This is a genomic window from Photobacterium rosenbergii (genome assembly GCF_033022775.1).
Lineage (GTDB): Bacteria > Pseudomonadota > Gammaproteobacteria > Enterobacterales > Vibrionaceae > Photobacterium > Photobacterium rosenbergii_A.
The window spans coordinates 505,174-529,642 of record NZ_JAWJZI010000004.1 but is presented as its reverse complement, the minus strand read 5'-3'; the positions used below and the strand labels follow the sequence as shown (position 1 = coordinate 529,642).

At 52.0% G+C, this 24,469-nt stretch carries 20 protein-coding genes; 10 read left to right on the top strand and 10 right to left on the bottom strand.

Annotated features, from left to right (window positions below):
* Positions 1-143 precede the first annotated feature (143 nt).
* The 4 genes from R2X38_RS13190 to R2X38_RS13175 all read left to right on the top strand — a co-directional run bounded on the left by R2X38_RS13190 (position 144) and on the right by R2X38_RS13175 (position 3,960).
* Entirely contained in the window at positions 144-1,910 is a 1,767-nt protein-coding gene (locus R2X38_RS13190) for a sodium:solute symporter family transporter (RefSeq protein ID WP_317522713.1), read from the top strand.
* 85 nt (positions 1,911-1,995) lie between these two features.
* A complete protein-coding gene (locus R2X38_RS13185) occupies positions 1,996-2,325 on the top strand; it encodes a cupin domain-containing protein (RefSeq protein WP_044621713.1) in 330 nt (109 codons plus the stop codon).
* Between the two features lie 58 nt (positions 2,326-2,383).
* A complete protein-coding gene (locus R2X38_RS13180) occupies positions 2,384-3,310 on the top strand; it encodes a sugar kinase (RefSeq protein ID WP_317522711.1) in 927 nt (308 codons plus the stop codon).
* Between the two features lie 26 nt (positions 3,311-3,336).
* Entirely contained in the window at positions 3,337-3,960 is a 624-nt protein-coding gene (locus tag R2X38_RS13175; protein WP_317522710.1) for a bifunctional 4-hydroxy-2-oxoglutarate aldolase/2-dehydro-3-deoxy-phosphogluconate aldolase, read from the top strand.
* Between the two features lie 188 nt (positions 3,961-4,148).
* Here R2X38_RS13175 and R2X38_RS13170 read toward each other — a convergent pair whose 3' ends face one another.
* From R2X38_RS13170 to R2X38_RS13150, 5 genes are all read right to left on the bottom strand, one after another.
* Positions 4,149-4,373 (bottom strand): hypothetical protein, encoded by a 225-nt coding sequence (locus R2X38_RS13170; RefSeq protein ID WP_317522709.1) that lies wholly within the window; start codon positions 4,371-4,373, stop codon positions 4,149-4,151.
* A 75-nt stretch (positions 4,374-4,448) separates the two neighbouring features.
* Entirely contained in the window at positions 4,449-5,213 is a 765-nt protein-coding gene (locus R2X38_RS13165; protein ID WP_317522708.1) for an exonuclease domain-containing protein, read from the bottom strand.
* Positions 5,214-5,224: 11 nt separating this feature from the next.
* Complete coding sequence (locus R2X38_RS13160) at positions 5,225-7,099, bottom strand: DUF294 nucleotidyltransferase-like domain-containing protein (RefSeq protein ID WP_317522706.1); 1,875 nt, start codon at positions 7,097-7,099, stop codon at positions 5,225-5,227.
* Between the two features lie 325 nt (positions 7,100-7,424).
* Positions 7,425-9,134 carry a solute:sodium symporter family transporter gene (locus R2X38_RS13155; RefSeq protein ID WP_317522705.1) on the bottom strand — a complete coding sequence of 570 codons (1,710 nt, stop codon included), beginning with the start codon at positions 9,132-9,134 and terminating at the stop codon, positions 7,425-7,427.
* A 49-nt stretch (positions 9,135-9,183) separates the two neighbouring features.
* Positions 9,184-11,286: an alpha-galactosidase gene (locus R2X38_RS13150; RefSeq protein ID WP_317522704.1), complete on the bottom strand. Its 2,103-nt coding sequence runs from the start codon at positions 11,284-11,286 to the stop codon at positions 9,184-9,186.
* Positions 11,287-11,506: 220 nt separating this feature from the next.
* On the opposite strand from R2X38_RS13150, the gene R2X38_RS13145 reads away from it, so the two are divergent.
* On the top strand, positions 11,507-12,562 hold the full coding sequence (locus R2X38_RS13145; protein ID WP_317522703.1) for a LacI family DNA-binding transcriptional regulator: 1,056 nt from the start codon (positions 11,507-11,509) through the stop codon (positions 12,560-12,562).
* Between the two features lie 36 nt (positions 12,563-12,598).
* On the opposite strand, the gene R2X38_RS13140 is transcribed toward R2X38_RS13145, so the two are convergent.
* The 4 genes from R2X38_RS13140 to R2X38_RS13125 form a co-directional block, all read right to left on the bottom strand.
* Entirely contained in the window at positions 12,599-12,736 is a 138-nt protein-coding gene (locus R2X38_RS13140; protein ID WP_317522702.1) for a hypothetical protein, read from the bottom strand.
* Between the two features lie 77 nt (positions 12,737-12,813).
* On the bottom strand, positions 12,814-14,307 hold the full coding sequence (gene araA / locus R2X38_RS13135; RefSeq protein WP_317522700.1) for an L-arabinose isomerase: 1,494 nt from the start codon (positions 14,305-14,307) through the stop codon (positions 12,814-12,816).
* Between the two features lie 9 nt (positions 14,308-14,316).
* Positions 14,317-15,057: an L-ribulose-5-phosphate 4-epimerase gene (locus R2X38_RS13130; protein ID WP_317522698.1), complete on the bottom strand. Its 741-nt coding sequence runs from the start codon at positions 15,055-15,057 to the stop codon at positions 14,317-14,319.
* Positions 15,050-16,750, bottom strand: a complete 1,701-nt coding sequence (locus tag R2X38_RS13125; protein ID WP_317522697.1) for a ribulokinase — start codon at positions 16,748-16,750, stop codon at positions 15,050-15,052. Before R2X38_RS13125 ends, R2X38_RS13130 begins: the two co-directional genes overlap by 8 nt.
* Before the next feature lie 370 nt (positions 16,751-17,120).
* Here R2X38_RS13125 and R2X38_RS13120 point away from each other — a divergent pair, with 370 nt between their 5' ends.
* The 5 genes from R2X38_RS13120 (at position 17,121) to R2X38_RS13100 (ending at position 23,407) form a co-directional block, all read left to right on the top strand.
* Positions 17,121-18,122, top strand: coding sequence for an arabinose ABC transporter substrate-binding protein (locus R2X38_RS13120; protein ID WP_317522696.1), 1,002 nt, complete (start codon positions 17,121-17,123; stop codon positions 18,120-18,122).
* Between the two features lie 59 nt (positions 18,123-18,181).
* A complete protein-coding gene (araG, locus tag R2X38_RS13115; protein ID WP_317522695.1) occupies positions 18,182-19,696 on the top strand; it encodes an L-arabinose ABC transporter ATP-binding protein AraG in 1,515 nt (504 codons plus the stop codon).
* A 14-nt stretch (positions 19,697-19,710) separates the two neighbouring features.
* Positions 19,711-20,700, top strand: a complete 990-nt coding sequence (araH, locus tag R2X38_RS13110; protein WP_317522694.1) for an L-arabinose ABC transporter permease AraH — start codon at positions 19,711-19,713, stop codon at positions 20,698-20,700.
* A gap of 343 nt (positions 20,701-21,043) precedes the next feature.
* Entirely contained in the window at positions 21,044-22,438 is a 1,395-nt protein-coding gene (locus R2X38_RS13105; RefSeq protein ID WP_317522693.1) for an MFS transporter, read from the top strand.
* 30 nt (positions 22,439-22,468) lie between these two features.
* Positions 22,469-23,407, top strand: coding sequence for a glycoside hydrolase family 43 protein (locus R2X38_RS13100; protein ID WP_317522692.1), 939 nt, complete (start codon positions 22,469-22,471; stop codon positions 23,405-23,407).
* 207 nt (positions 23,408-23,614) lie between these two features.
* Here the strand turns inward: R2X38_RS13100 and araC are convergent, their stop codons facing one another.
* Entirely contained in the window at positions 23,615-24,463 is an 849-nt protein-coding gene (gene araC, locus R2X38_RS13095; RefSeq protein ID WP_317522691.1) for an arabinose operon transcriptional regulator AraC, read from the bottom strand.
* Between the last annotated feature and the right edge of the window lie 6 nt (positions 24,464-24,469).

The following is a 24,469-nucleotide window of genomic DNA, read 5'->3' as shown; positions in this document are numbered from 1 at the left end:
ATAACTTCAAACCACTACAGGCTATTGCTTGAGGCACGAAAAAATAAATTTGATTGAGGTCACGAAAATGGCTGACTTGTATTACAATATAACTTTTCAATTATTACACTAGCACCAGTTCGATAAACTTAAGGCTGAAAAAGATGACCATTGATACTTTCGTAGTTATGGCCTATTTCCTGTTTCTAATCGCGATTGGGTGGATGTTTAGGAAATTCACCACCTCTACCAGTGATTACTTCAGGGGGGGAGGTAAAATGTTGTGGTGGATGGTAGGTGCTACCGCCTTCATGACACAGTTTTCAGCATGGACGTTCACTGGTGCTGCAGGGAAAGCATTTTCAGATGGTTTTACCGTCGTTATTTTGTTCTTGGCAAATGCGTTCGGTTATTTCCTCAACTATCTGTATTTCGCACCGAAATTCCGCCAGTTACGCGTGGTGACAGCCATCGATGCTATCCGTATGCGTTTTGGTAAAACCACAGAGCAGTTCTTCACTTGGGCAGGCATGCCCGACAGCCTGATTTCAGCTGGTATTTGGCTGAACGGTCTGGCTATCTTTGTTGCAGCGGTATTTAACATCCCAATGGAAGCAACCATTATTTTCACCGGTATCGTATTGATGCTGATGGCGGTAACGGGTGGTTCATGGGCCGTTATCGCATCTGACTTCATGCAGATGCTGGTCATCATGGCAGTTACGATTACGTGTGCGATTGCTGCGTACTTCCACGGTGGTGGTATTGGCAATATTGTTGACAACTTCCAGGGCAACTTCCTGGTGGGTAACAACCTGAACTACATCAGTATCTTCATTCTTTGGGTGGTGTTCATCTTCATCAAGCAGTTTGGTGTCATGAACAACAGCATCAACGCTTACCGCTACCTTGCTGCTAAAGACAGCGAGAATGCGCGCAAAGCGGCTGGTCTTGCGTGTATCCTAATGGTTGTAGGTCCAATCATCTGGTTCCTACCACCATGGTACGTAAGTGCATTCATGCCTGACTTCGCAGCACAGTACGCATCAATGGGCGACAAAGCGGGTGATGCTGCTTATCTAGCCTTCGTACAGAACATCATGCCTGCCGGTATGGTTGGCCTGCTGATGTCAGCAATGTTTGCCGCAACCATGTCTTCAATGGACTCTGGCCTGAACCGTAACGCTGGTATCTTCGTTTGTAACTTCTACCAGCCGATTCTGCGTCCGCACGCGAACCAGAAAGAGCTGATTATTGTCAGTAAGCTGACCACAATCATGATGGGCTTCGTTATTATCTCGATTGGTCTGTTTATTAACTCACTTCGCCACCTGAGCCTCTTTGACATAGTACTGAACGTCGGAGCATTGATTGGCTTCCCAATGCTGATCCCTGTGCTGCTAGGCATGTGGATTCGCAAGACGCCAGACTGGGCAGGTTGGTCAACGCTAATCGTTGGTGGTGTTGTATCATACATCTTCGGTATCGCGCTTAAAGCCCACCACGTCGAAGGCCTGTTCGGGCTGGAGCAAACGCTAACAGGTCGTGAATGGAGTGACTTGAGTGTTGGCTTGAGCCTAGCAGCTCACGTCGTGTTCACTGGTGGCTGGTTCATCATGACCAAGTTCTTCTACAAAGGCCTAACGGTTGAGCGTGAGAAAGAAGTAGAGAAACTATTTGAAAACTGGAATACCCCACTTGTTTCTAGTGGTGACGAACAACAGGCACTGGATACCAAGCAGCGTTCTATGCTGGGTAACCTAATCAGTGTTGCCGGCTTCGGTATTCTAGCAATGGCCCTGATCCCTAATGAACCATCAGGCCGTGGACTGTTTATTTTGTGTGGCTCTATCGTACTAACGGTCGGTATCCTGCTGGTGAGTGCTTCTCGAAAAAAGCCTGAAGCCGCAGCCGAGACGAGTGCGGCTTAACCAATAACAACAGCAAAGGCTGACCTTTGTGCCCTATTTTAAATTGTAATATTTTAACACATTAATTTTTCGGGAGAATCACACAATGTTTTTCGAAATCAACAACAACGAGTGGGAAGACCTAGGCGATGGCATCAAGCGTAAAATCGTCGGCCACACTGAAGATCTAATGGCAGTACACCTAGAGTTCGCGAAAGGTGCTATCGGCCACCCACACGCCCACGATATCCATGACCAGATTGGCTACGTGGTTGAAGGTAGCTTCGAAGCAGAAGTTGACGGTGAGAAACGCGTACTGAAAAAAGGCGACGCGTACATCGCAGCGAAACTGGCTGTTCACGGTGCTGTAGCACTGGAAGAAGGCAGCATCCTGCTAGACATGTTCTCACCAGTTCGTCAGGACTTTTTGAAGTAATTACCCTGATGGGAAGGGCACGGTAGTGCTCCTTCCCATCCCCTTTTTCGGAGTATGTATGGCTACGATGAACATTGCCATTCTTGGCGAGTGCATGATTGAACTGCAGCAAGCCAATGACCAACTAACCCGTACCTTTGGTGGCGATACCCTGAACACAGCGGTATACCTATCTCGCCTGACCCAGGACAAGGACATCAACACCACCTATGTAACTGCCCTAGGTAACGACAGTTTCAGTGATGAAATGTTGGCAGCTTGGAACAAGGAAGGGATCAATACTGACTTGGTGCTACGCCTGGAAGGTAAACTACCTGGCCTTTACTATATCGAAACCGACAGTACGGGCGAGCGCAGCTTCCACTACTGGCGTAACGATGCAGCAGCCAAGTACCTGCTTGAGCAAGAGCAAAGTGCAGAGCTGCTAAACAGCCTGATGGCTTTTGATGCGATTTACCTGAGCGGTATCAGCCTGGCTATTCTAACGGCAGCAAGCCGTGAGCAGCTATTTACTTTCCTTGAAGATTTCAAAGGCAAAGGTGGCAAGGTGTTGTTCGACAACAACTACCGTCCAAAGCTTTGGGCTTGTGTGAAAGAAGCACAAGAAGCTTACCTTCGCATGCTATCCCTAACTGATATCGCACTACTGACTTTCGACGACGAGCAGCTGCTGTTCGGCGATGAGACGCTAGAAGAGTGTATCGAACGTACCCAAGGTGCCGGCGTTACCGAAATCGCTATCAAGCGCGGTAAAGATGCCTGCCTTGTTGTTACCGCAGACCAGAATGTATTCGTACCCGCCCTAGTTGCCGACAAGGTTGTCGACACCACTGCAGCAGGCGACTCATTCAGCGGTGGCTACCTAGCCAAGCGTTTCACTGGCGGTTCAGCCACCCAGGCCGCTCACGCAGGCCACCAGGTTGCATCAACGGTTATCCAGTACCGTGGTGCTGTGATCCCTGCAGATGCGATGCCAACGATTTAACACACACTGAGTGAGAGTAAAGAATTATGAGCAACCTAAACGATAAACTCGCTGCGCTGAAAGTAATCCCAGTTATTGCTATCAAAAACGCTGAAGACGCAATCCCACTAGGTAAAGCCCTAGTAGACAACGGCATGCCTTGTGCTGAAATTACTTTCCGTACTGAAGCAGCAGCCCAAGCTATCCGCAACATGCGCAAAGAATTCCCTGAGATGCTAATCGGCGCAGGTACGGTTCTAACTAAAGAGCAAGTTGACGAAGCGATTGACGCTGGCGTTGACTTCATCGTAAGCCCAGGCTTCAATCCGACGACAGTTAAATACTGTCAGGAAAAAGGCGTTGCTATCGTCCCTGGCGTAAACAACCCAAGCCTGGTTGAGCAAGCAATGGAAATGGGCCTAGGTACCCTTAAGTTCTTCCCTGCTGAGCCTTCTGGCGGCGTTTCAATGCTGAAAGCACTGACTGCGGTTTACCCAGTTAAGTTCATGCCGACTGGCGGTGTTAGCCTAGGCAACATCGATGACTACCTAGCAGTACCTTCTGTACTGGCTTGTGGTGGTACTTGGATGGTTCCAGGCGACCTGATTGACAACAAGCAGTGGGACGAGCTTGGCCAGCTAGTGAAAGATGCGGTAGCCAAAGTTCAGTAATTGCTTCACCCCCGATGAATTTTCTGATTTTAGTCGATCATTTTTGATTTTTTGAATTTGATTAGTCACTTGCCAAAGTTACTACATTAATTGATCCAGTTGCCCCAGCCTTGAGCTGGGGCTTTTTTTATCTGCAACTCCCAGCTCAGTGCTTTCGACATTAGAAAGGAAATAAGCACACTGTGGTGTCAGCCCTCGCTGAATGGGGGGCGGGGATATTGGTATATTTCAGGCGGAGGCCTATTGAGCATCTCGCTGGTCCGGTAGAGCTCCATATACTGGCGGTTAATCGGCGGCTCGTCATAGCTGCGGGCAAACATACTGCTCTCACAACCCATTAGCCCCAAGAGAGAAGCGGCCGCTACCAAGGCTGGTAAGCATAACCTCAGACTCAACCCTGTCTTAACTTTCATCAAAGGCTCTCACACAAAGGATGGCCTCTTAACTATAAGTCAGATTCTCATTTTCTGGAGGATGAGGAAAATGTGCTAATCAGCGACAGTCAAATCATAGTGGTGCATGTCATACACCTCTTCGAGCCGAGGCGTTGCACGGCCAAAGCACTTGTTCAACAAAGCCAGTAACAGCTCACCGGTGGCCACGGCATCAATCAAGGCGCCATGGCTCGGGTACTCAGGTAGGCCATATCGCTGGCGGATTGAGGACAAGCGGTAGTCTCCTTCTTCGCGCATATGGCGGTTGGTCACCATCATTTTCTCGATCAGCAGGGTATCAAGCCATAATATCGGCGGCAGAGGGATGCCAAAGCGTTGTTGCAGGTAGTGCTCGAGAAAAGACTTCTCGACGGTGAGGCCGTGAACCAGCACTATCTTACCAGCCATCTTGGCAAGCAAGGTATCCATCGCCTCATCCAGCGCTTGGCCGGATGTCAGCATCTCCGGGGTGATCTGGTTGATAATCGCCGACCGGGCATTGATCCCGCTACTGTCCTTGATAAAGGTCTCTTCACAGCTGCTGAGGTTGAGCATGCCATTTTGCATTTCAACATAGCCGATACTCAGGATCTGATCCTTATCCGGATTAAGCCCCGTCGTTTCAAAGTCGAGGCTGATGATATCCCGCTCCAGCAGCGGGGTGTCGGGCGCAGGCAATTCACCACCGAGCAGGTTCACCACCTGCTGGGCAGGATCTATCGCGCCAGAGCCAATCGAAGAACCATGGTTAGCCCGCCACTTAGCCTGAGCCCTCGCCAGGCGGTTAAGCGGCTTGAAGTAAGACAGCATTCGTTTCATCTCAAGCCCCCTTATGCCTGACCGAAACGCAGCTTCACCGCATCCTGGTGCTCGGCGATGATCCGGAATGCATCCTTGAGGTGCTTGCGCTCGAAGCTGCCGAACATATCCGGTGAGATATGATTATCCGGCACCTCACCGTTCTTGAGCGCCTGCAGCTGATGGCTGTAGCGCACCCGGGTAATAAAGCGGTAGGCGCCGATAATATCTTTAAGGCTCTCTTCGCTCAGGCTGCCGTGCTCAAAGGCGTACTGGAATCGCTCCTCGGTGCCGGTCAGGGTGCACCCCACCGACAGGCTGTAGATCCGCGCCAAGTCTACGATCAAATTAAGGGCGTATTTTTTGATATTGAGGGTATTGCTCTGATCACCGTTCTTCTCCAAGACAAACTTATTGAAGATCCCCAGCGGCGGCTGTGTTGCCACAGTTTCCTTGGCCAAGATGCTCAAGAAACTACTGTTTTTCCCCAGCAAACTCATCAAATGGGCCTGCAGTTCTTCGGAAAACGCTGTATGGCCATGGATTGCCCGCACTTCCAGAAATACGGTGATATTGAGCAGCCGCTCATATTCTGGGTTTTCCGCCCACTTCGAGTAATACGCTTTCCATACCGATAACGGCTGGCACCACTTCTGTACCGACGCCATATAATTGCCGCTACATAGGCTATAGCCACAAGCATCCATCCACTTGCAGACATCCATTGCCAACAGCTTGAAATACATACGCTGATCGTCGGTCACATCGTCCGATAAAATGATGGCATTGTCCTGATCTGACAGGGCATGGACTTCATTACGGGCATGGGAGCCAGCCACCACCCAGGCATACTGACAAGGCGGCGGCCCCATCCTGGCTTCCACCAGCTGCAAGATCCGGCGGTTGAACGAATCCATAATCATCGCCATCACCTGGCCGATGATCTCCGAGCCAACGTTGCCCTCAATCAGGGCTTCGAAAATCGCCTGACGCTCCGGGGCCAGCTCGACCAAGTCTTCCAACGAGTCGGTGTAGTTAATTTTTTCGATCAAGAAAATCGCCTGTACCCGGTGCTTCTGGACCAAATGCGTGGTCGACACTACCCCAACCACCAGCCCGTCTTTGACTACCGGCAAGCTGCGGACATTGTGCTGCATCATCAGGGAGGCGGCCTTCATCACCAAATCATCCGGGGCGACAGTCAACGGATTAGGGGTCATCACCTCGCAGATTTTCCTTTCAGGATCAACACCTTTAGCCAATACCCTTTTTGCCAAGTCACGATCGGTCATCACCCCGACAATCGTATTGCCGTCTTTCACCACCGCAACCGGCGAAGGTGTTTCAATCGTCATTTTATAAGCAGTCTGCTGGATAGACATGGTCGCCGGTACAACAGCTACCCTATCGCTGGCCACTTCTGACACAGTTTTGAAAAACAAGCCCTTTTCATCATCCGACCAAACCACACTCAAGGCCGACTGAATCCGAACCTGCGCCTGTGCCGCAAAGTGCTGGGCATACTCCGGATAGGAACGCAGGATTTGCTTGAGCTTGGCGTGGGGGATCAAATAGAGCAGGGTGTTCTCCATCGCCGTCGCCGTATAGGCCATCTCTGCCTGGCTGCTGACTCCTTCGGTTTGTAGGAAGCTGAAGCCAAATATATCCTGCTCGCCCAATTTGGCACGCAGCACCCCATCGGATTTGCGCTGCTCCATCGCGCCGGTACGGACAATGTAGAGATAGCACTCTTCCTGATCGGTCGAGAAAGCAATACGCTCACCCTGACCTAGGTAATTGATTTTGATACAGCCTGCAATTTTTTCAAGGCAGTCCTGAGGCAGCTTATCGAACGGATCGACATGGGTCAGAAATTCAATGATGTTCGGCAGCAAGGTGTGAGACATGGGCGATATCCGGTTGGGTGGAAAAATCGAACGAAGCCAATCCGAAAACCAGCAATCGATAGAAAAAATATAATAATACAATTAGATGTATTTCGAAATGCATCTCTTAAGCCAAGCATGGCTAAAGATCACGATTCAGACACTGCCCAAGGAGCCAGAATCAGCTGCGGCCTGACATTGAGCCAAAGCACTACCATCAACCAATTCACACTGTAAATCGCATCGATTTTCCCTTGGTTGAAAATCAAAATGCCCGGCAGTTTTCACTGCTGGGCATTCATTTCAAAAAGCTATTTTTATCGAGCTAGATCTTAGACGCTCTTACTTATGACTCAGGGACTAGCACCTGCTGTGACGCCTGCTTTTTCTTGAAATACCTTACGGCAACACCCACCAGCATCACCACACCACACAAGCCGTAGACCTGCATGAAGGTTGGATCATCCGACACAAAGCCTACCTTACTAAACATAATGTAGGCGCCCAATACCATGTAGAGGATGAAGGCCGACGCTTCGAAACGGAACTCCCAAGGCGTCACATCCATACTTTCATTTACCGGCATCACATAGTCACTGCTGCGTGGTGCAAAGTGGCCAATCACGAACATCAAGACAGTACAAACCACAAACAGAATTGCGAGCTGGTGCAAGAAGTGCAGTGGGGTTTTAAAAATAAGCTGCATCGAGGCATAGGAGCTGACAAACACTACCAACGCCACTTTGGCCGCAATGGCAGGCACGCGTTTGGAGATATAGCCAACAAAAACAATGGTGAAGATCGGCACACTAAAGAAGCCCGCAACCATCTGTAGGTACTGGAACAAACCTTCAGGTGCATACATGATAAACGGGGCAATACAGATAGCGACAACTGCAATCAGCACACCAAACACACGGCCCTTGGCCACCAACTCTTTGTCTGTCAGCCCTTCCTTGGCAAAGATAGGTTTGTAGACGTTTAGCGCAAATAAGGTGGTTGAGCTGTTCAGTACCCCGTTAAAGGTCGACAGAATGGCACCAAACATTACCGCCACAAAGAAACCGACCAAAGGCTTTGGCAAGACTTCGTTCACCAAGCGGGTATACATGGTATCCGGGTTACCGGCATCGGCACCAAACAGGTGGAAGGCGATGATACCTGGAATGATCAAGAACAGCGGCGAAATCACCTTGATGGCACCGGCCCAGATCACCCCTTTCTGACCTTCCTTGAGATTCTTGGCACCCAGCGCACGCTGGATAATCGACTGGTCGGTACCCCAGTAGTACAGGTTCACCAACAACAGGCCAGTAAACAAGGTTGAGAACGGCAGTGGATCGCTGGCAGCACCCACCGACTCCAACTTCTCCGGCGCTGCAGTCAGCAAGATATTCAAACCTTCACCAAAGCTGCCGCCACCCAGGGCAAACAGGCCAAAGACTGGGATCATCAAACCGCCAGTGATCAAACCCACGCCATTGATGGTATCGGCAATCACTACCGCTTTCAGGCCACCGTAAATGGCGTAGAAGAAACCCAGCAGGCCAATCAGTGCACTGATCAACGCAATGGCCTGGAATTCCGAAATCCCCAGAATCGACTCAATATCAAAAATACCAGTCAGTACCACCGCGCCTGCGTACAGGGTGGTCGGCAAAATATTAATCACGTACTGGCACAAGAACAGCAGGGTAACGAATTTTTTTACTCCCAGATCGTAGCGGCTCTCGAGAAAGTCCGGCACCGTAGTGATCCCCTGCTTGAGGTAGCGAGGCACCAAGTAAAGGGCGATCATCACCAGGGTAACACCACTGGCCACTTCCCAGCCCATGACCGACATATTATGGGTATAGGACTGGGCAGACATCCCGACAAAACTGGTTGCACTAAGGTTGGTTAGAATCAGGGATGAGGCAATCAAACCACCGGTCAGTGAACGGCCGCCGAGAAAAAAGCCATCGTGGGAGTCATTCTTCGAGTTCTTCACTTTGCTATAGGTAAACCAAACCACAAAGCCAGTAAACAAGAAGAATGAAATGAGTGTAATATCCATCTTTCAGTTCCTTTTGTTTGGTGGCACCAGGGGTGCCACCGGGTATGTTTTAATCTTTTTGTAGGTGTAGGATCAGGGCAGATTCGGGATCGAGGATCGGCAGGATAAGGCCGATTTCCATCAAGGTATCTCCCCGTAGGTGTAGGGTTTTATCTATCCATGCCGGGCGGTGCTTCATCAACTGGAACGAGCTTTGCGGCATCTCGACAATTTTTACCGAGTACATCGCATCAGGCTCCAAGCAGCCCAAACGAAGCGGGGCCGGCAGGGCATGGGATGGCATCGCCCGCTGGCAGACGGTGATCAACATTTCGTCTTGGTGCTCGACGCCATAAATGTATTGGCGCTCATCTGCCGGATCGATCCGGAAGGCGCGGCCATTATGCAGTAGAGATCGGAAACACTTGTGCAGCTCGATATAGTGGGCAAAGGCCGCTTTCTCTTCTTCACCAACCTTGACCGGATCCAGCTCGACACCCATATGGCCCTGCAGTGCCGTCACGCCGCGCAGGTTGATGTTGTGCATTCGCTTGGTTGAGTGGCACTCGGCAGGGCCAATGTGGGCACCCATTACTTCCGGCGGGAAGAAATACCCCATGCCACGCTGGATTGTCTGGCGCTCCAGCGCATCATTACAGTCCGATGTCCAGAAACGATGGGTACGCTTGAGCACTTCGAAATCAATACGGCCACCACCGCTCGAGCACGATTCAATTTCAACCTCTGGGTGTTTGGCCCTCAATGCATCGAGCAGGGCATAAAAGGCCAGGGTTTGCCCCTTCACCGCCGGTTTGCCATTGTGGGCCGGCTGGACCAATTCGCGGTTCATATCCCACTTGAGGTAGCTGATCTGGTAGCGGCTGAGCAAATCATCCAAGCGGCTGAACAGGTAATCGAAGCAGTCCTTGTTTTGCAGGTCGAGCACATACTGCCAACGACCTGACGGCTGCTGGTAACCTTCGATGCCCAAAACCCAATCAGGATGAGCACGGTAGAGGTGCGAGTCCATACTGACCATCTCTGGTTCAACCCACAGACCAAACTCCATGCCGTTTTCAATCACATGCTGGATCACCGGCTCCAAACCATTTGGGTATTTGGTTTCATCAAGATACCAATCACCCAGCGCCGCTTTTTCGCCATTACGGCCGACAAACCAGCCGTCGTCAATAATGAAGCGCTCGACGCCCATTCGAGCCGCTTCGCTGGCCATCTTCATGATGTAGTCAGGATCATGGTCGAAGTAGATCCCCTCCCAGGTATTAAGGTGCACCGGGCGAGGCTGATCTGGGGTGAACGCCAGAATGTTTTCGCGAACATAGCGGTGGAAACGCTCAGAGATCCCATTCAAACCAGCGTTGCTGTAGGTCGCAAAGAGCTCAGGCGTGGAATAGCTTTCATGTGGAGCCAAAGCAACTTCGCCGGAGAACAGCAACTCACTGGCCTGGATAAAGCGACGTCCATCACTACGAACATCGGCACGCATGCGGTGGTTACCACTCCAAGCAAAGTGGAATCCCCACACCTGGCCAGATTGCTCAGAAAACCCTTTGGCACCGGCAAAAAAGCCCGGGAAGTTCTCGTGCGAGGTACGGCCGCGGCGGTTTTCCTGAACAAAGCCACCGTGCTCAAACGCAACACGGTGGGTCTGGAACTCCTGGCACCAACGACCATGGAAAGTCATTAACTCATTGGCGTGATAAGGCACCGGCAAGGTACACGCCAACTTGTCCAGCGAGTAAGCCTCATCACCGAGGTTCTTGATAGTGAGCTTCTGGCGCAACACATCACTACTGGCATCCAATTCGAACTCCACATCCAGTTGCAGCATGGCCACGTCATCAACCAGCTCGAACACCACGCATTGGCCTTGGTGGCGGTAGTTTTCCATCGTAAACACCGGGGCAAAGTCATGGCCTTGGCGATTACCTTCAAGGCCTGGCGCATTGAAATGCCCCGCCCCAAGTTCAGGACAAACACTCAGCGGCACATCGACATCGAGTCGCGCTTGGCTCACCGGGCGCTCGGTCGCCAGAAACAGATCTTCATCAATGGCGGATACCTTGTTACCCCAATGGATAATTTCCGGAATACGCCCCAACTTAAACACCAAACTCAGGTTCTGGCTCTGTAAATGAAGTAGCTTTGTCATAGTCTCTCAAAGATTGTTTTCGATAACACTTACAAACAAACTAGATCACTAACAAGTCATTTAAAAAGCCAATGGCGATGAAAATGTGATCAAAGATCCTTTTAAAACCTGAGTTACGTGAGACTCATCACTAAATGTTTTCGAAAACACAAATCAACAGAAAGGCCTTTTACCATGTTCATGATAGAATGCTTTACATGTTCAAAATGGATGGCAAGCAATGACTGCAACTTTCAAAGATGTCGCCCGTTTGGCCGGCGTATCTACCCAAACGGTATCCCGAGTTACCAACGGCGCGGAAAATGTATCGAGCAAAACCAGGGAAAGGGTACTTGCAGCCATAGAAGAGCTTGGTTATATCCCGAACAAAGCCGCGCAGGCACTTAAAGTTCAGAATAAAATCATTGGCTTGATCACTTTGGACATGGCATTTCATGGTGCGGCAATGATTGCCAACGGGGTACGCCAACAAGCCCATGACGCAGGTTATACCTTGGCCATCTCGGCGGTAGATAACCTTGAAGACCAAGACATTGAAAGTGCCGTCAGGGAGCTGATCGCCCAGCAGGTTGAATCAATTATTATCAACGCACCGGTATCCAGAGAGCTTGCCGGTGAGCTGATGAAAAAGTACGCCAAGGTAAAACTGCTGTTCATCGATGTGCCAGACGGCACCGAGGTCAATGCGGTCTGCAGTGCCAACGGCAACGGTGCAAAGCAAGGGGCTGAACTGCTTATCGAACATGGGCGGACCCAGCCAGTATTATTGACCGGCCCACATGCCTCTTATGCCTCTCAGCAAAGAACTCAAATTTGGCAGAATATTTTTGCCATCCACCAGCTTGATATTATCGCCCAATACGAAGGGGATTGGTCAGCCGCTAGCGGCTACCAAACTATGCGCCAGGCGATTGTGCAAAACCGCCACTTCGACTGCGTGCTGGTCGCCAATGATCAGATGGCTCTGGGAGCACTGCGCGCTTTGAGTGAAATGGGTATCGACGTGCCAAACAGTGTGTCGGTGATCGGCTTTGATGGCACCGAAGACAGTGCATTTTTCTCCCCGCCCCTGACCACCATCAAGCAGGATTTCAAATTACTCGGCCAAGCTGCAGTCAACAAGCTGCTTACCGCCCCAGCGGATCAGGTAGACATCACCCATATTGATGTCACACTGATCGAACGAGAGAGTACGGCACCGCTACAGCAGGACAAGGAACATATCCAGCAAGCCAAGCAGTTACTTGATAAAGCGCTGAGGTTGCTTGACCAATAGCAGGTCTACCGGGTTTTGCTAGGCTAGCTCGATAACCTAACGATTAAAAACAAAGCCCAGGGCGATAGATCGCGCTGGGCGAACGACTTCACTGACCCCACTGAAGCTATCGGATAGCAAGGCACTGCCTCCGCCCGCTAGTATCACCGGCACCTTGGCTGCCGTGGTTTTCATATCGACCCAAAGGGTTAACCTCTCAATTTAGAACGTTACTTCAACGTGCTCCCGAGGTGGGAGCACTTCGTAGAGAACTAGTTAAGGCGATAAAACACACTGTTATTGCGCAGCTCTTGCTTGAATTGGCGCAACTGGGTGCTGTTGTCAATCACCACCAGCTCGATTCCCAGCATTTCTGCATAGTCGGTGAGCATGGCCAGCGTAACGGCCTGGCTGTAGACGGTATGATGCGCGCCGCCCGCATGGATCCAGGCGGCAGCAGCGGTGCTGAGGTTGGGTTGCGGCTCCCACAGCGCATGGGCAACCGGCAACCGGGGTAAAGACTGGGTCGGCGTTACCGTGTCGACCAGATTGACAATCATCCGGAAGCGTTCACCCAAATCAATGATCGACACATTCAACGCTTCACCCTGCTGGCCGCTGAAGATCAGGCGTGGGATATCACAGTTGCACCCGATGGTATGACGGTGGATTTGCAATTTAGGCTTGGCAGCGGCAATACTCGGGCACACTTCAAGCATATGGGCACCCAGTACCTGGTCCGTTGCACCGAAGTTATAGGTATAGTCCTCCATAAAAGAGGTGCCGCCGGCCTTGCCCTGCCCCATCACCTTCATGATGTGCGTCATCGCAGCCGTCTTCCAATCGCCTTCACCGCCGTAGCCAAATCCCTTCGCCATCAAGCGTTGGGTTGCCAACCCCGGCAGGTTGGTCAAGCCAGTCAGGTTCTCAAACGTATTGGTAAACGCCCCAGCGCCTACCGACGTCAGGAATGACTCCATCCCCAGCTCCAGACGCGCTTCTTGCACCAGCAGTTTCTTCTGTTCGGGGTTATTGAGCAGCTCCGCCGACATGTCGTACGTCGTTGTGTATTCGTCCAGCAGGTGGTTGACGTCACCGTCGGCAACGGCGTTGACGGATTCGCTCAACTCACCTAACCCGTAGCCGTGGACTTCGTAGCCAAACTGGATTTGGGCGGAGACTTTGTTGCCCTCGGTAACAGCAACCTGACGCATATTATCACCGAAGCGTGCGACCTTCAGTGCCTGCCCGGCCTGTACCCCGATCGCCGCCCGGCACCAATCATCAATGTCCTGGTGCACCTGCGGGTTTTGCCAGTGCCCCACGACCACTTTGCGCTCAATGTTCAATCGGCTGCCAATAAAGCCAAATTCGCGGCAACCATGGGCACTCTGGTTGAGGTTCATGAAATCCATGTCGATTTCATCCCAAGGCAAGGCGGCATTAAACTGGGTGTGTAAATGCAAGAACGGCTTGTTCAGCTGGGTCAAACCGGCAATCCACATTTTGGCCGGCGAGAAGGTATGCATCCACAGCATCAACCCAACACAGTTAGGATCGTTATTCGCAGCGCGGCACACGGCCAAGATCTCATCCGGTGTTTTCACCGTCCCCTTGTTGGCAACTGCGACAGAAATGCCCTCGGCGGTATTGAGGCCTTGGACAATCTCTTCGCTGTCATTGGCTACGCTATGCAGTACTTGGGGGCCGTACAAGTGCTGAGAACCCGTTACAAACCACACTTGTTTTTCATTGAACATCTTCATTCTGCTTCCTTATTTATTGGTTTGGCCGTAGTAGGCATTGGCGCCGTGCTTGCGCAAATAGTGCTTGTCCAGCAGTGCCTGGTTAAGAGAACTGACACCCGCATTGAGCTGCAGCGTCTGCAGTGCCATGCCGGCAACAACTTCGACCACCACGGCATTGTGGACGGCCTGGTGGGGATCTTTACCCCAGGTAAAGGGCGCATGCTCTTTGACCAGGATCCCGGGAGAAGCCATCACATCGGCATCAGCAATGGTTTCCACGATGACTTTGCCGGTATTGAGCTCGTAAGCTTCGGCGATTTCCTGATCGGTCAGGGCTCGGGTACAGGCGATCGGGCCATAGAAATAGTCGGCATGGGTGGTGCCCAGAGCCGGAATAGCCCGGCCCGCCTGCGCCCATGCGGTAGCCTGTGGCGAATGGGTATGGACGATGCCGCCAATCGCGGGATACTGACGGTACAGCGCCAAGTGGGTGGCGGTATCGGAAGACGGGTTGAGATCGCCCTCGACCACATGGCCTTGCAAATCAACCACCACCATGTTGTCGGCACTGAGTTCGGCGTACTCCACGCCGCTGGGCTTGATCACCACCAAGCCTGACTCGCGGTCGATACCCGAGACATTGCCCCAGGTGAACGTCACCAATTGATGGCGTTGCAGGTCCATATTGGCCTGCCAAACCTGGTGGCGTAGGACTTGCAGGCGCCGGGCCGCTGATTCGAGCTTATTCCACTGGGTATGTTCAGACATCCTGACGCTCCTGTGCCTGGTGGAATTCCGCGATTTGCTCCATACCCTGCCCCAACTGGCGATACGTCGCATAGCGCTGGGCACGAAGCGGCTGTACTTCTGGGTTAGGGACATAGGTCTGGCGGATCGGGCTGGCCATCACAGCTTGCGCCGCCGCAGTATCTTGATAGACACCGGCACAAACGGCGGCAAAGATTGCGGCCCCCAGAGCACAACATTGATCGGACTCGACAACAATGATTTCCCGGCCGATGACATCGGCGCACATCTGCATCACATACGGTGATTTCTGGGCGATGCCGCCAATGGCGATCACGCGCTCTACCGTCACCCCTTGCTCGATGAAACAGTCGACAATCGCTTTGGCACCATGGGCGGTCGATTCAACCAGGGCGGCAAAAATGGCAGGGGCATTACTGCCCAGGTTCAGGTCACATACCGCGCCCTTGAGCCGCTGGTTGGCGTACGGGGTACGCCGGCCGTTGAGCCAGTCCATGGCGACTGGGGCGTATTGGTCGATGCCTTGCTGCTCTGCGGCCTCAGATAGCAGCGGCAGCATGTCGGCAGCCATTGCCTCTGCGGTGGGAGCAAAGTCCGGGTTGCGCTCGGCATAGGCCTGCAGCGGCCACATCAGCACGTTCTTGAACCATGCATACATATCGCCGAAGGCAGACTGGCCAGCTTCCAGTGCCAGTAGTCCGGGCATTGCACTCCCGTTGACCTGGCCGCAAATGCCGTGGATGGTACGGTCGGCGACGTCCCCGGCTTCCACCATCAGGATGTCGCAGGTCGAGGTACCGATAACCTTGACCAAATCGTTGGCACCCGCTCCGGCTCCAACCGCGCCCATGTGGCAGTCAAATTCGCCAATGGCAATTGCGATCCCTAGTGGCAAGCCCAGTTTATCCGCCCAGTCCTCGGCAAGGTGGCCCGCCACTTGATCGGAAGTAAACACCTCGCTGAACATACGCTCGCGCATACCAGCCAACGTTGGTGAAATAGCGGTCAGGAACTGCTGGTCTGGCAATCCACCCCAGCTTTCGTGCCACATGGCTTTGTGGCCGGCGGCGCATATACTGCGGCGCAGCTTGGCCGGGTGCTGCCTACCGGAGAGGATTGCCGGCACCCAGTCACACAACTCGACCCAGCTATAGGCATGCTCGGCAACCTGCGCATCCTGCTCGCTCACCCACGCCGCTTTTGCCCAGAGCCATTCAGAGGAGTACCTGCCGCCAATATAGCGGGTGTAGTCTGGATGCTGCCCCGAATGTGCCAGCTCATTGATGAGATCGGCCTTGGCAACAGAGGTGTGATCTTTCCACAGCACGAACATGGCGTTGGGGTTGTGTTCGAACTCCGGCAGCAGGGCCAGGACATTGCCGTTTTCATCAATCGGCGCAGGTGTCGAGCCCGTAGTATCGACCCCGATCCCGACAACGGATTCAGCCACTGCCCGAGGGACGTCGGCCACCACGCCCTGGATAGCCTGCGTCATGGCATCCAAGTAATCTTGCGGGTGTTGGCGAAATTGCGACTGCGCCGGCTGGCAATACAGCTCCTTCATCCAACGCGGATAGTTCACCACCGAGGACGCCACCTCCGCTCCCGTGTCTGCATTAACGATAAGCGCACGAACGGAATCCGAACCAAAGTCCAAACCGATCACATGGCGCTGTGTCTTTGTTGTCTCCATAACCACTCCAACTCTTTGGGCAAGCAAATTTAACTACTTGTTGTTATAGCCAGAGCGAACCATGAATCACATAAATAACACAGCTAAATTTATGGACTAAACCGTCACAACTAATTTTATGTGCTGTTACTAACACATTGCGCAACATAGCGTCACGACATGAAAAAGTGGGAAAAAACCGCCAAATCGCGCTTAATTTAAACAAGAATTCCCATGAACATTGATTTTGAGATCTGACTCATAGCTTTCACGGCTAAATACATGGACTTAATCGCTACATTTCCTAACTGTGATTGCTGTCACTAACAAACCCTCAGAGATCCACAAAGATGGTCAATGAACACTCACCTCTACCAGTGGATGGAAGACAATGAAATTAAAAAAACTACTTACAATTGCTGCCCTGTCTGGCTTTACGATGCTCAGTGCATCGGCAAGCGCTTTTTTTGGCTCGAGTGACGATAATCTGCGACTAGGTTACCTAGTTAAACAACCGGAAGAACCATGGTTCCAAACAGAATGGTCTTTCGCGGAGAAGGCTGGTGAACAATATGGCTTTGAAGTCATCAAGATGGCCGTACCTGATGGTGAAAAAACCCTGAACGCGATTGACACACTGGCGGCCAGTGGTGCAAAAGGCTTTGTCATCTGTACCCCCGACCCGAAACTTGGCCCTGCCATCATGGCCAAAGCCAACAGCTATGGCCTGAAAGTCGTCACGGTGGATGATCAGTTCCTGAACGCCAAAGGCGAGCCGATGGCTGACGTTCCTTTGGTGATGATGGCGGCCAGCGAAATCGGCTACCGCCAGGGAACCGAACTCTATGCTGAGATGCAAAAACGCGGCTGGGATGCATCACAAACCGGTGTCATGGCCATTACTGCCGATGAACTTGACACTGCCCGCCGCCGTGTCGATGGTTCGATCAAGGCACTGCAAGAAGCTGGCTTCCCTACAGATCAGATCTATCGCGTACCAACCAAATCCAATGACATCCCAGGGGCTCTCGATGCTGCCAACTCGCTGCTTGTCCAGTACCCAACGGTCAAACAATGGATGGTTGTCGGTATGAACGACAACACCGTGCTTGGCGGTGTTCGGGCGACAGAAGGCCAGGGCTTTGCTGCTGAGAAGGTCATCGGTATCGGCATCAACGGCGTGGATGCCGTAAACGAACTGGCCAAGTCCAGCGCAACCGGATTTTACGGTTCACTGCTGCCTAGCCCTGACGTTCACGGCTTCAAGAGTATCGAGTCGCTCTACCACTGGGTGAAAGACGATGTGCAACCTCAGAAGTTCGTGGAAGTCACTGACGTTGTATTGATCACCCGTGACAACTTCCGTGATGAACTGGAGAAAAAAGGTCTGTAAGTTAGACGCGGCGGCAGTTTCCTTGCCGCCGTTTTTCGTTGTAAACGGAGAAATAAATCATGGAAAATTCCCCTTCTTACCTCGAATTTCGCAATATCTCGAAGCATTTCCCCGGGGTAAAAGCACTCAGCAACATCAGCTTTCGGGCCAACAAAGGCAGCATCCATGCCTTGATGGGCGAGAATGGTGCGGGAAAGTCAACCCTACTCAAAACACTAAGTGGTTTGTACCTGCCTACCGAGGGTGACCTGGTCGTCGACGGTAAGACCTTGTCGATCAACTCGGCCACTGACGCACTCGATCAAGGCATCGCCATCATTTATCAAGAGCTCAATCTCGTCCCGGAATTAAGTGTGGCCGAGAATATTTATCTGGGCCAAATGCCGACCAAGAGCGGCAAAGTGGACACCGAGACCCTGAACGCCCGGGCCCGTGAGCAACTTCTGCGATTAGGGGAAGATTTCGATCCATCTCGTCCGCTGAAGGAGTTTTCCATCGGCCAGTGGCAAATGGTGGAGATAGCAAAAGCGCTGAGCCGAAACGCACAGATCATCGCTTTCGATGAGCCCACCAGTAGCTTGTCACAGCGCGAAATCCAAAACTTGTTCAAGGTGATCCGCGAGCTGCGAGATGACGGCAAGATCATCCTATATGTATCGCACCGGATGGAAGAGATTTTTGATCTGTGCGATGCCATCACTATTTTCAAAGACGGTACCCATGTCCAGACATTCGATGAGCTGTCCTCTCTGACCCACGACAGGCTGGTCGAGCTGATGGTCGGGCGGGAAATCAACGATATCTACAACTACCGTTCTCGCCCGCTGGGTAACACCGGCCTGCGGCTTGAAAACCTGGAAGGAAAAGGGTTGACGGCACCGGTTAGCCTGGATGTCCGCCAGGGTGAAATCCTGGGCTTGTTCGGGCTGGTCGGCGCAGGCCGGACCGAGCTAATGCGCCTTATTTTCGGGGCCGAAAAGGCCCAGGCAGGGCAGATGTACATCCATGACCAGCCGGCCACCATCAAGAACCCGCAACAGGCCATCAATGCCGGTATCACCCTGTGTCCGGAAAACCGCAAAGCGGACGGTATCGTACCGATACTCTCGGTGGCGGAAAACACCAACATCAGCGCCCGCCCCTGGCATTTGAAGCTCGGCAGCCTGATTGACTTTTCCTGGGAGAAAACCAACGCCGAACAGCAGCGCGCTGCGCTCAATATCAAAACCGCCTCGATACAACAGTCGATTGGCCAGCTATCGGGGGGCAACCAGCAAAAGGTGATCCTCGGCCGCTGGCTGTCCACCGAGATGAAAGTGATCCTGCTGGATGAACCGACCCGAGGTATCGACGTTGGCGCCAAATCAGAAATTTACGAATTGATCTTCAACCTGGCAGAACGGGGGGTCACAGTGCTCGTTGTCTCGAGCGACTTGCCCGAAGTGTTGGGGATCTCAGACCGGGTCATGGTCATGAAGGAAGGTGCCGTCACCGGAGAGCTACAGCGCCATGAGTTCAAAGAGCAAGTCGCCCTCAGCCTGGCCATGCTGGGCCACAGCCAAACTGCCGCATAAAGAGGAAATTACATATGTCCGTAACAAGTTCTACCAAAGTACTGGAACAAAAAAACGCCAAGCCCGCATTTAACTTTGCCGGGATCTGGGACCGGTTCGGCATGCTGATGGTGTTTGCGGTACTGTTTTTACTGTGCTGTTTCTTTGTCCCCTATTTCGCCACCTTCATCAACATGAAAGGGCTGGGACTGGCGATCTCAATGAGCGGAATGGTGGCCTGTGCCATGCTGTTTTGCCTGGCATGCGGCGATCTCGACCTGTCCGTGGCATCGGTGATTGCCTGCTCCGGAGTGGTGACAGCGGTTGCGATCAACGCCACCAGCAGCGTGGTACTCGGGATTGGCGCAGGCCTGCTTTCTGGCGTCGCATTCGGCCTGCTCAACGGCTTTGTGATTGCCAAGCTGCAAATCAATGCGTTGATCACCACGCTGGCCACCATGCAGATCGCCCGCGGTCTAGGGTATATCATCTCTGACGGTAAAGCCGTGGGGATCACCGAGGAGAGCTTCTTTGCCCTCGGCAACTCCTCACTACTGGGGATCCCAACCCCGGTCTGGTTGACCATCGCCACCTTTGCGGTGTTCGCGTTTTTGCTCAACCGCACCGTGTACGGCCGCAATACGCTGGCGATCGGCGGTAACGAAGAAGCCGCCCGTCTGGCGGGGGTCAACGTGGTGAAAACCAAGATGCTCATCTTTACTGTTTCGGGGTTCATCTCAGCCTTGGCCGGGGTGATCCTGGCGGCGCGCATGACCAGCGGCCAGCCGATGACCTCTGTCGGCTTTGAGCTGGTGGTGATCTCAGCCTGTGTATTAGGCGGGGTATCGCTCAAGGGGGGGATCGGTAAAGTGTCGTACGTGATTGCCGGGGTGCTCATCCTAGGTACGGTAGAAAACGCCATGAACCTGTTAAATATGTCACCCTTTGCGCAATATGTGGTCCGTGGTGCTATCTTGCTGGCGGCGGTTATCTTCGACCGCTACAAGCAAATGGCAAGGACGTAACACCGCTTGCCCTATCCGTCACGGGGCTGGACAAGCACCCTCAATTTCACCTCAAGGCAGCGACACTCCCACCTGTGTCGCTGCTTTTTATTGCAGCCCTTCGCCGTTAAAACACACAGTAAACCTTCCGCTCGCCTTTTTTGCTCGAGTTTATACAAAACAACAAGCATTTAACAAAGAAATACCCATGTAAGCTGATAATTGCAACCTTATAAGCATATGAACTCAAACGCTAAAAGTATGTAGTCTATAGCTGATTTCATTTTTGCATGACACGTTTAACAGGAAATAAGAAACATATATATAAAAATAATAAACGGATGATTCAATAAGGACTGCTAGGATGTATAAATACAAATTGCCCGTCATTGAGAAGATCGGGTTTGGTGCCGGGGATATGGCCGTGAATGTCGTCATTTCCTCCATGATGTTAATCATTACGTTTTTCTATACCGATATCTTCGGCATCCGTGCCCAGGATCTCGCGATGTTATTTATCGTGGTCCGATTGATCGACGCGGTAACCGACCCTCTGATGGGCATGATGACCGACAAGTTCACCACGCGCTGGGGTCGCTACCGCCCATATCTAGCGTTTCTAGCCATCCCGTTCGGGATCTCGGTGTATCTGGCATTCAGTACCCCGGATGGCGACTACAACACCAAACTGGTCTACGCCTACGCGACCTACATCTTCGTCACCATCATGTTTACTGCGGTGACTATCCCGTACATTTCGCTGATCAGTGTATTGACCGATGACCCGAAAGAGCGTTTGTCAGCCAATGGCTACCGCTTATTCTTTGCCAAAATTGCCGCTTTCCTGGTCACCATCATCGTTCCTCAGCTATCGGCCGCATGGGGGCAGGATAACATCCAGCTCGGCTACCAGTACGCAATGGGCCTGATGGGGCTAATGGGTACGCTGCTGTTCCTGTTCTGCTTCTTTACCACCAAAGAGCGTATCGAGCATGTGGTTGATAAGAAACCGTTTAAAGAGCAGGTAAAACTGCTGGTCAAAAACGACCAGTGGCTGATTCTGTGCGCGGTGTGTGTTACGGGTACTGTGGGGTATGTAATTCGTGGCTCTGTTGCGGCCTACTATGCAAAATACTATCTTGGCGGCGACGCGGGTATTATCTCGGCTTTTTTGGCAACGGGGGTTGCCGCTGCGATCCTGGCGATGGTGGCGTCCACCTGGATTACTAAAAAGCATTGTAAAATCAAACTATTCCGTTACAGCCAAATCGCCGTTGCCTTCATCAGCATTGCCCTATTCTTGCTGGTTGGCCAAGGTGACTACGCGCTGGCGTTCGTTTTGTACTTCCTGCTGTCGTTTGTGGTCGACCTGCATGCACCGGTTTTCTGGTCAGCAATTGCCGAAGCGGTTGATTACGGCACCTTCAAAACAGGCAAGCGGGTCTCGGGCTTGGCGTTCGGCGGGATCTCATTCAGTCAAAAATTCGGGATGGGGATTGCCGGCGCTATCGTCGGCTGGCTACTGACCTACTTTGAGTATGTGCCCAATGAAGTGCAGTCAGATCACACGCTGACCGGTATCGCGCTGATGCTGACGGTGATCCCTGGCTTCTTCCACTTCCTGATGGGAGCCTTCATGTTCAAATATAAGGTCACGGATAAATACTATCACTCTATGACAGCAACAAATGTGCTTGATAAAGAAGAAAATTTAAGCGATATCAAAACCCCGATTCCGGCCACCACCAGCGCAAACTAAACACAGCGATAACACCAATCAGGTAACAAGATGACAGATTATATCAACCCATTGATCTCACAGCGTGCTGACCCACATATCTATAAGCACACTGACGGCTACTACTACTTTACCGCCTCGGTTCCGGAGTATGACCGCATTGAGATTCGCCGAGCGAAAACAGTCAGCGAATTGAATTCGACCTCTGAGATCATTAGCGCCTGGCACAAGCCCGAAACCGGCCCCTACAGCGATTTGGTATGGGCGCCAGAAATCCATTTTAACGACGGAGCATGGTATGTGTACTTTGCTGCCGCGCCAACAAGGGAAATCAAAGACGGCCTATTCCAGCACCGCATGTACGCGATAAGCAACAAAAACAGCAACCCGATCACCGATGAATGGCAGTTCGAGGGGCAAATTGACACCGGCATGGATACGTTCTGCCTGGATGCCACCACCTTCAGCCACAACGGCAAGCTTTATTATGTTTGGGCGCAGAAAGCGGAAGATATCCGGGGCAACTCCAACCTGTATATTGCGGAAATGAAAAACCCTACCGAGCTTGCTACAGCACCGGTACTGCTGTCGGTACCGGAATACGATTGGGAGCAAGTTGGCTTCTGGGTCAATGAAGGCCCGTCTATCCTTCACCGGAATGGCAAATTCTGGATGACTTATTCCGCCAGCGCCACCGACGAGAACTACTGCATGGGCCTGCTCTACGCTGACGAGAACAGCAACCTGCTCGATCCTGCCAGCTGGCACAAATCTGAACAGCCCGTTTTTAGCACCAACTGGGACAAAGCCGTGTACGGCCCCGGCCACAACAGCTTCACGGTCGATGAACAGGGCAACGATTTACTGGTTTACCATGCGAGAAATTACACCGAGATCGAAGGCGACCCGCTCTGGGATCCCAACCGCCATACCCATATCAAGCGCCTCCAGTGGGTGGATGGCTTCCCCGTTTTTGGCGAGGCCATCTAAGCTCACGCTAATCCCGTCCAGCCAATGCGCTTTATGCACGGCACCATAAATAAGGGGGCATCTGTATGTACAGAGGCCCCTTTTTCCACTGAAGATAAACAAGAGAAAACGCAAATGCCAACCAAAGGCTATGATCATGTCTTACATTTCCCAAAAGACATTTTACCAGTATCAAACCACTTACCAGTTCAGCTTCTAGGAGGCTGCTCACATCAGCTTATCCCGGTACAACTTCGGGCTTAGGCCGGCCTTTTTTTTGAAGACCCGGGAGAAGTAGAGCGGATCTGAATAGCCGATCAAGCGAGAAATCTGGTTAATCGAATAGTTTGATGTCACCAGCAGCTGTTTTGCTCGGCTAATCCGCTGGTCGTCCCGCCACTGGGTTATTGTCATACCAATTTCGTCGCGAAATAGATGGCCCAGCCGGGAGGGAGACAAACAGATCAGCTTCGCCAGCTGTTCATTCGACACATCCTCATTCAAGCGGCTAGAGATGTAGTGGATGACCTCAGAAATTCTCGGATCAACACGTTTTTTAATCAGACAAGGCTGGTTCATCTTACAGCGGATCAGTATCTGCTCGAGCAAATTAAGCCTTAACTCATCGGAATAAGGATCAGAGTGCTGCCCAAGCTCCTCGACCTGGGCAAACAGCGCTTCGATAGCGATTCTATCTTCCAGCAGCATTCCCTTGGTATAGTAAACCCCATTAATACACTGCTGCCATTTCAGCCGGTTGTTCCAGTATGCCCGCGGACGAAAATATATCCACCGGTGGTGCCATGCCAGACTGTCCGCCTTACGATGATAAAAATGCGGCACTCCCGGAGGCAGCAACAGCAGATCGCCTTCTTTGACATCAAAGCTGTCCTCGCCATGGAAAACAGTACCGCAGCCCTTGATCGTCATATTAAGAATATAGCCTTTCATGCCTGCAGGACGGTCAATAGTAAAGTCCAGCTCCTCCCCAGCCTCAATCGGAGTTAGACCCGCAACCATATGGGCGTTGAAGTCGTATCCGGGTTTGAGTGGATCACTTTGCACACTATCAGACATACCTAG

Excerpts from the sequence above, each read along its gene's own strand:
- R2X38_RS13190 (WP_317522713.1), top strand. The coding sequence starts at position 144 with ATGACCATTGATACTTTCGTAGTTATGGCCTATTTCCTGTTTCTAATC.
- R2X38_RS13185 (WP_044621713.1), top strand. The coding sequence starts at position 1,996 with ATGTTTTTCGAAATCAACAACAACGAGTGGGAAGACCTAGGCGATGGC.
- R2X38_RS13180 (WP_317522711.1), top strand. The coding sequence starts at position 2,384 with ATGGCTACGATGAACATTGCCATTCTTGGCGAGTGCATGATTGAACTG.
- R2X38_RS13175 (WP_317522710.1), top strand. The coding sequence starts at position 3,337 with ATGAGCAACCTAAACGATAAACTCGCTGCGCTGAAAGTAATCCCAGTT.
- R2X38_RS13170 (WP_317522709.1), bottom strand. The coding sequence starts at position 4,373 with ATGAAAGTTAAGACAGGGTTGAGTCTGAGGTTATGCTTACCAGCCTTG.
- R2X38_RS13165 (WP_317522708.1), bottom strand. The coding sequence starts at position 5,213 with ATGAAACGAATGCTGTCTTACTTCAAGCCGCTTAACCGCCTGGCGAGG.
- R2X38_RS13160 (WP_317522706.1), bottom strand. The coding sequence starts at position 7,099 with ATGTCTCACACCTTGCTGCCGAACATCATTGAATTTCTGACCCATGTC.
- R2X38_RS13155 (WP_317522705.1), bottom strand. The coding sequence starts at position 9,134 with ATGGATATTACACTCATTTCATTCTTCTTGTTTACTGGCTTTGTGGTT.
- R2X38_RS13150 (WP_317522704.1), bottom strand. The coding sequence starts at position 11,286 with ATGACAAAGCTACTTCATTTACAGAGCCAGAACCTGAGTTTGGTGTTT.
- R2X38_RS13145 (WP_317522703.1), top strand. The coding sequence starts at position 11,507 with ATGACTGCAACTTTCAAAGATGTCGCCCGTTTGGCCGGCGTATCTACC.
- R2X38_RS13140 (WP_317522702.1), bottom strand. The coding sequence starts at position 12,736 with ATGAAAACCACGGCAGCCAAGGTGCCGGTGATACTAGCGGGCGGAGGC.
- araA (WP_317522700.1), bottom strand. The coding sequence starts at position 14,307 with ATGAAGATGTTCAATGAAAAACAAGTGTGGTTTGTAACGGGTTCTCAG.
- R2X38_RS13130 (WP_317522698.1), bottom strand. The coding sequence starts at position 15,057 with ATGTCTGAACATACCCAGTGGAATAAGCTCGAATCAGCGGCCCGGCGC.
- R2X38_RS13125 (WP_317522697.1), bottom strand. The coding sequence starts at position 16,750 with ATGGAGACAACAAAGACACAGCGCCATGTGATCGGTTTGGACTTTGGT.
- R2X38_RS13120 (WP_317522696.1), top strand. The coding sequence starts at position 17,121 with ATGAAATTAAAAAAACTACTTACAATTGCTGCCCTGTCTGGCTTTACG.
- araG (WP_317522695.1), top strand. The coding sequence starts at position 18,182 with ATGGAAAATTCCCCTTCTTACCTCGAATTTCGCAATATCTCGAAGCAT.
- araH (WP_317522694.1), top strand. The coding sequence starts at position 19,711 with ATGTCCGTAACAAGTTCTACCAAAGTACTGGAACAAAAAAACGCCAAG.
- R2X38_RS13105 (WP_317522693.1), top strand. The coding sequence starts at position 21,044 with ATGTATAAATACAAATTGCCCGTCATTGAGAAGATCGGGTTTGGTGCC.
- R2X38_RS13100 (WP_317522692.1), top strand. The coding sequence starts at position 22,469 with ATGACAGATTATATCAACCCATTGATCTCACAGCGTGCTGACCCACAT.
- araC (WP_317522691.1), bottom strand. The coding sequence starts at position 24,463 with ATGTCTGATAGTGTGCAAAGTGATCCACTCAAACCCGGATACGACTTC.